Here is a 6,460-nt window from a genome sequence, read left to right on the forward strand (position 1 = left end):
CCCCTCGGCTGCCGGCAGTGACACGAACCTCAACGCAGTCCGAAGCGTCCTCGATCATGCAGCCACACTGCCGAATCGTTCTCATGGGTATCAAGGCGGCGGCGCGGCGCGCCGCCCGAACGTGCGGCATAGACACCGGTCTCGGCCGACGGCGGGACCACGGGCCGCCCACCGCACCGCCCACCCGCCGCACCCGACTAACCCGCCGTACTTCGGCCGCACCGCCGCCCAGAGTTCTCCCACGAGATCTTGTCCGAATAATCAACGCTGGGATCATCCATCTATGAACGCCTTGTTCCGGGCCGCACTCGTGGGAACCGCCATCGGGCTGCTGGAGGTCCTCATCTACCTCTATGGGCCGGAGGACGACTTCACAGGCGCGAACACGATGCTCCTCGCGCCCTTCCCAGTGGGCTTGACATTGGGATGGCTGATCAGGTTGCCACGCTGGAGACAAGTCGCGATCCTGGCGCCGTTCGTCAACATCGCGATCATTACTCTCGCGCTCCACAACCTCACGTTCACCGACATCATGGACCTCGGCATGCTCCCCGGGAGCCTCATATTCGCGGCCATCGGAGCCAGCGGTCATGCCACGGCGGCGGCCATGCTGGTTCCGGGGAGCCGGACACTCCGTTCCTCTGTGATCGGTGCAGTCGTCATCGGGTTCGCCGGTGTGTCCTTGGGTCAGGATGCCATTGCCGAGGTGGCACGCACACGGAGGCTCGCTCACTCCGGCATCCCCCTCATGGAGCTTGGCGCTCAGGAATACCGGCCCACGCATCTCACGGAATGGTTCGGCGAATTTGAGGATGGGCCGCCATCAGTCGAGCTCTCCTATGAGCGGCTACGCGACAGATCCGAGATCGAGCTCTATCTCATGCCGGGGACTGCGGCTTCCCCTCAGGCTGCTTGCACCGAGCCTGTTCCGGATGTGACCTACAGGGCCGACATACCTGGGGCTTGCCGACAAGCGTCAACGGATGTCTGGGCGCATACTGAGACCACCTATACGACTGCATGATGCCCTTGTCTCACTTGCCTGTTGTCTCATCTGCTGGCGACGGCTGAGGAAACGTCAAACGTGATCGTGTTACGAGCTCTTAGGCGGCTCCAGGTCAGAGGCCTTCGTCCTAACCGGAGAGACAGCCTCCGGCGTACTGGGAGATCTTGGGAGATGAAGATCGCGCATCTGCGGCGGCCCTGGACGTTCCTGCCCCGGCCGACCGCTCCATCCCCAGGGACAGGCAGCAGAAGAAATCGGGCTTGACGGCTGGCGATGCGCGTCTATCGTCCTTTTTAGGAAGCTTTCTTAACAGAAAACCGCCCCGGGACACCCCAAGGTAACCCGACCTGCTGGAGGTCAGCAGATGCGCATGAGAAAGCCCGCAGCGACCTTGTTCGCCACGGTCCTCTTCACCACCGCCGCCCTTCTGAGCACGGCCTCTCCCGCCCAGGCCAATCCCTACGAGTGCTCGACCGGCACAGACTACTCACCAACTCGCTACTGGTCCTACTGCGCCTACGGCTCCAACCGGCATCTGGTCGTCATCAGATTCACCCATCCCAATCCCCAGGTCGCCTACTCGTGGACGGAATACGGCCCGTGCGTGCCGGCCGGACAGCGCTCCGAGCACACCCCCAACAGCACGGCAGCCGCCAACACGCAGGTGTTCTCCGGCCGCTGCTGACCCCATACGACGTGGTTCCCGGCCGCAGGCCGTCGGCCGGGAACCTATGCGGCGGTGGGACGGTGGTAGCGAAATGCCGGTGTCATAGGCGCTCAAGGGGCTGCCGGACCTGGTCGGTCGCCCTGACCGCCGACGAGATCGACCTTCCGGAAGCCAGGAAAGGCGACGAGTGGGGGTGGTTCCTGCTGGGCGACTCCGCACCCGCCGTAGGGGCCGACTGGACGGGAAACGGGAAGCGCCGGGAGTCGCGAGAGCTCAAGCACCGGGCACGCAAGGCGGTCCGGCCGGTGCCGATCCCGCCGCCCCTGGTCGCCATTCTCCGGAACCACCTCGCCAAGCACGGCGTGAGCCCCGACGGTCACCTGTTCGTCGGCGAGCGAGGCGGCCCGCTGTCTGAGAGCGTCTATGGGCGCGTCTGGCAGAAGGCCCGTACGGCTGCGCTGAGCGAAGCAGAGGCCGCCTCCCCGCTCGCCGAACGACCGTACGACCGTACGACCTGCGGCACGCCTGCGTGTCCACGTGGTTCAACGCCGGGGTGCCCGCCAGCCAGGTTGCCGAGTGGGCAGGGCACAGCATGAACGTATTTCTGCGGGTCTACGCCAAGTGCATCGTGGGCCAGGACGAGCAGGCTCGAAAGCTGATCGCCGAAGCCCTGAAGCCCTCGCGGAACACCGACTGAACGCCGACGCGCATACGACGCGGACGCTCGTAGATCGCCGTTGACGGTCGTAGACAGTCGGACATACGAGAAGAGCCCCCTCACCGCGTTTACGCTGGCGAGAGGGCTCTTTCTGCTGGTGTGGCAGGTGCAGGACTTGAACCTGCGTAGGCTGAGCCGACGGTTTTACAGCTCGTGACCGTTCCTACTGCGGCATGGCCGCTGACCTGGTACGCAGCACGTTCATGGCTCTCCTGCCGCCATGATCATTGCCCGCATATTGCACGTCACGGCAAACACGGCCGGAGGTCCATCCAGCGATCGATCACGCTCTCACCGCCCCCTCCACCAGCCGATCAACCACCCTGGCCCATCCAGCGGCGACCACCCGGTCAGAGGCACATCCAGCAGTAGAGCAGCTGGCCCTGCTCCTTCGCACGACGGGACAGCCCGACAAGGTCCTCAGCCACCGACAGCAGGTACTCCATGTCGGCCCAGGTGAAGGACGAAAGTTCTTCGATCTGCGCCCAGCGCTCCATCAACGCCGGTAGGCGTGCGTCATCGGCACCGGCAAGCAGGTCACGCCCGTTCACCGACAGCTCCTGAATGCCCGGCCCCTCCCGGTAAGGCGAGTCCTCCGGCAAGACGTCCAACTCTTCCTCACTTTGCGGTGCTCCTTCCGGCGGGGGATACAGAGTCACCACGCCGACCAGCTCCGTGGAAAGATCCTCATCACTGATGAGCGCCACGAGCTTGTTCAGGGTTCCCCACGGATCGATCCACTTAGTCTCCACGGCGTCGAACCCGGCAACTCCGTAAGGCTCATCGATCACACGGGAAGCCTCCGGCCGGACGAGCGCCGCCTCGCGATCGGCGGCTCGGTAGTACTCATAGAAACCCATGGAGACGATCCTGTTCAGGTGACGAGAGGCAAGGTCGACATCGAGACTGACGGACAAGCTATGGGATGTGGCCACACTGCGAAAGAGCGCCGACCACCGATGCCAACCCCGCCGGCTAGGGAGATCATCTGCAAGACGGAGGACGTATCCAGGCGGTACTACCTGACTACCTGATGGAAGCCGGTACGGACGGTACACCCACCCAGTAGCCGCGCCCCAGGACCTTCAAAGTCAGGGGCAGCGGTTTTCAAGGCTGCTAGGGCCAGAAAGACAGCACGTCTCTGACCTGGAGCTACTGAGGCTGAAGCTCGGAAGTTAGACCATCATGCGTGATTCATGACCGCTAGATGACCATGCATCCGATATGCCGGAATTATGAGATATCCGGAAGGTGGCGGGCTGACCGCCAAAGACCGGGCTCGACGCGAGGCGGTACGGCTGCGCGCGGCGCAGATGTTCGCCCAAGACGTGCCTCAGGCCGAGGTAGCCCGGCAACTGCGCGTCTCGCCGATGTCGGCCAGCCGCTGGTATCGGGCCTGGAAAACCGGCGGGACCGCGGCGCTGGCCTCCAAGGGAGCGGCCGGATGGCCCTGCCAGCTCGATGAGGAACAACGTGCCCGGCTGGAAGCCGAACTCCAGGCCGGCCCGGCCGCCCACGGCTGGGCCGACCAGCGCTGGACGCTGGCCCGGGTGGCGGATCTGATCGCCCGGCTGTTTCGGATCCGCTACAGCCTGCGCGGGGTCTCGCTGCTGCTGCACCGGATGGGCTGGTCGCCGCAGGTGAGCGTGCACCGGGCCGCGGAACGCGACGAGGTGGTGATCACCTGGTGGAGGACCGAGCAGTGGCAGCGGATAAAAAGACGGCGGCGGCTCAAGACGGCTGGATCTGCTTCGAAGACGAGGCGGCCAGATCTTCCAGACCGCCCCGAGGCCGGACGTGGTCGCGACGCGGTCACACGCCCGTGGCCACGGTTTCGGGCAAGGGATCGGGCCGGGTGTCGATCACCGGCATGATCTGCGTCAAGGCCGGACACCGCAGCCGGATGATCTACCGCGTCCGGCTGCACCGCGGCCGCAAGGGCGAGCGGCGCAGCTTCGCCGAACGCGACTACGCGCGCCTGCTGGACGCCGCCCACCAGCAGCTCGGCGGCTCCATCGTGCTCGTCTGGGACAATCTGAACACCCACCTCAGCCACGCAATGCGCACCTACATCGCCGCCCGTGAGTGGCTGACGGTTTACCGGCTGCCCGCCTACGCTCCCGAGCTCAACCCCGCCGAAGGCATCTGGGCGAGTATGAAGCATGGCCTGGGCAACCTGTTGCTCGACGGCCTGGACGCCCTCAACGCGACGATCAAGACCCGGCTGAAGCGTATGCAATACCGGCCTGACCTGATCGACGGCTTCTTCGCCGAGACCGGCTTGGCCTTCGAACTGACCTAACCCCGGGAATTCATCCTCAGCAGCAAGAAGCAGAGACGGTCGAGAAAACCAGAAGGCCTCTGAGCGGATAATCCCTGCTCAGAGGCCTTCTTGCATCTGCGCGGCCGAGAGGACTCGAACCCCTAACCTTCTGATCCGTAGGTCCCCGAACGATGTCCAGGGCTGTTCAGAGCCGTTCGTCCTGCTGCTCGCCGGGACTCCGGCCGTTCAGGCCCGCCCAACTCAGTTCATGATCGTCCGTTCGGGTGGCTCCCAAGATGGCTCCCAAAACCGGATCGACGCCGTTTCCTCTACCGGACCGTACTCAGCGGCAGCGGCCACTGCGAAACTCGCCTACAGCACGTAACGAGCACGCTCAGGGATGGTGGTCGATGACGACCATCATGTCTGGGTCGTTTGGTTTCATCAGGACATCGTCGATCCACTCGTCCCCGAGGCGGATCTAGTGAAAGCGGAACACGACACAGGTGTCGAACGCACCGCCGATGACGCATCGGATGGGAACCCGCTCCGGCGATGCTCGGATGAGGTCGAACACGCTGTCGGCGACAACCAGGCCGAGTCGGAGCAACAGGACCTGATCATCACGGCTGATCTGCGGCTGCCCATCGATGCTCGTCACGTGTACCGGCGCGTAGTCCTCCAAGTGGAAGGCGTTGACGTTCCACTCGTAGCTGGACAGGTCCTGCCAGCCCATCTCAGCGATCGCCGCCGAAGCGGAAGCTGGCACGCCCGCCCATTGGCCGACGTGCTCGGTGAATATCCAGGCGCCCTCGTTGTAGATGAGTCCCGAGGCGAATTTGTCACGGAGACCCTGGCTGAGAGCAGGAACGGCAGGTGGCGGATCGACGGTTGCCAGCGGTTGAAGCGCGGATGCCGCCGCCTCGTTCATCCGGATAGTGAGCCCCCGGCACGGTACCGGCCCCGATGTCAGCCCACCAGTTTGGAAGATTTCGGCGCACGACCCGCTGACCTGCCGCGTCCCAGGTCAGCGGGCTTTTCGTGTTCCCGCGCCTCCCTGTGATTCCCCCCTGGTTCCTGGTCTTACTGGCACGCGAGTGGCACGGCTGGGAGGGCCGGTGATCAGCCCCGTCACCCGGTGGGCTGGGGCTGAGGAACGAAGTCCCAGACCTCCGATCGCCCCCAAGCACGCACGAAGATCAGCCACCATCAGGCGATCGTCAGGGTGGTACCAATTCAGATGATTCAGCTGCTGAGGTCACACACAGCCTCGGCGCGGGTAGCGTGATCACTGTGAGGCCAGTTTTTCCTGTCCGAGACAAAAGAGGTTGAGCATGCAATACGAGCAAGCTCCCTTATGGCGAGTAGGCCTCCGTGGCTTCGCGCAAGGTGCCATCGGAGGTTTCCTGGCGAGTCTCCTCGCACTGTGGTTCTACAACAACGACCTCTGGCCCTTGGATACGGTCTTCAACTGGCAGAGCGTCATCGGCTACACGGTGCTATTGGGTTGGATCAGTGGTTTCGGTGCAGCTCTCACCGAACGCCGACGCAGGAAGACAGCGGTCAAGGGGGTAGGCAAAGCGATGTCCAGTTCGACAGAGCACGCCGTAACCAGTGAAACCTCACAGGCACCCCAGAACTAGGTCTAGCGTGCGAGGCGGCGGGGTGGCCCACGTACGGCGGCCGACGGCCGGGTACGGCGCGCGGGCGGTACGGCGGGCGGCCCGTGGTCCCGCCGCCGGCCGAGACCGGCGCCCACGCCGCACGCTCGGGCGGCGTTCGGGCGGCGGGCCGTGCGGCGGCGCG

6 protein-coding genes and 1 pseudogene are annotated in these 6,460 nt (G+C 64.6%); 5 read left to right on the forward strand and 2 right to left on the reverse strand.

Annotated features, from left to right (window positions below):
• Positions 1-283 precede the first annotated feature (283 nt).
• On the forward strand, positions 284-1,024 hold the full coding sequence (locus tag PKF00_RS20270) for a hypothetical protein (RefSeq protein WP_271219139.1): 741 nt from the start codon (positions 284-286) through the stop codon (positions 1,022-1,024).
• 352 nt (positions 1,025-1,376) lie between these two features.
• Positions 1,377-1,691, forward strand: coding sequence for a hypothetical protein (locus PKF00_RS20275; RefSeq protein ID WP_271219140.1), 315 nt, complete (start codon positions 1,377-1,379; stop codon positions 1,689-1,691).
• A 1,050-nt stretch (positions 1,692-2,741) separates the two neighbouring features.
• On the opposite strand, the gene PKF00_RS20280 is transcribed toward PKF00_RS20275, so the two are convergent.
• Entirely contained in the window at positions 2,742-3,251 is a 510-nt protein-coding gene (locus PKF00_RS20280; protein WP_271219141.1) for a hypothetical protein, read from the reverse strand.
• Positions 3,252-3,704: 453 nt separating this feature from the next.
• On the opposite strand from PKF00_RS20280, the pseudogene PKF00_RS45210 reads away from it, so the two are divergent.
• Together PKF00_RS45210 and PKF00_RS20290 are read left to right on the forward strand one after the other, a co-directional pair.
• Positions 3,705-4,031, forward strand: a pseudogene (locus tag PKF00_RS45210) (winged helix-turn-helix domain-containing protein); the annotation flags it as partial.
• A 62-nt stretch (positions 4,032-4,093) separates the two neighbouring features.
• A complete protein-coding gene (locus PKF00_RS20290) occupies positions 4,094-4,693 on the forward strand; it encodes a transposase (RefSeq protein WP_425582201.1) in 600 nt (199 codons plus the stop codon).
• A gap of 442 nt (positions 4,694-5,135) precedes the next feature.
• On the opposite strand, the gene PKF00_RS20295 is transcribed toward PKF00_RS20290, so the two are convergent.
• Complete coding sequence (locus tag PKF00_RS20295; RefSeq protein ID WP_271219143.1) at positions 5,136-5,585, reverse strand: hypothetical protein; 450 nt, start codon at positions 5,583-5,585, stop codon at positions 5,136-5,138.
• A gap of 403 nt (positions 5,586-5,988) precedes the next feature.
• Between PKF00_RS20295 and PKF00_RS20300 the strand changes: the two genes are divergently transcribed.
• Entirely contained in the window at positions 5,989-6,297 is a 309-nt protein-coding gene (locus PKF00_RS20300; RefSeq protein ID WP_271219144.1) for a hypothetical protein, read from the forward strand.
• Positions 6,298-6,460: the final 163 nt, after the last annotated feature.

Source organism: Streptosporangium carneum (genome assembly GCF_027922005.1).
In the GTDB taxonomy this organism is placed as follows: domain Bacteria; phylum Actinomycetota; class Actinomycetes; order Streptosporangiales; family Streptosporangiaceae; genus Streptosporangium; species Streptosporangium carneum.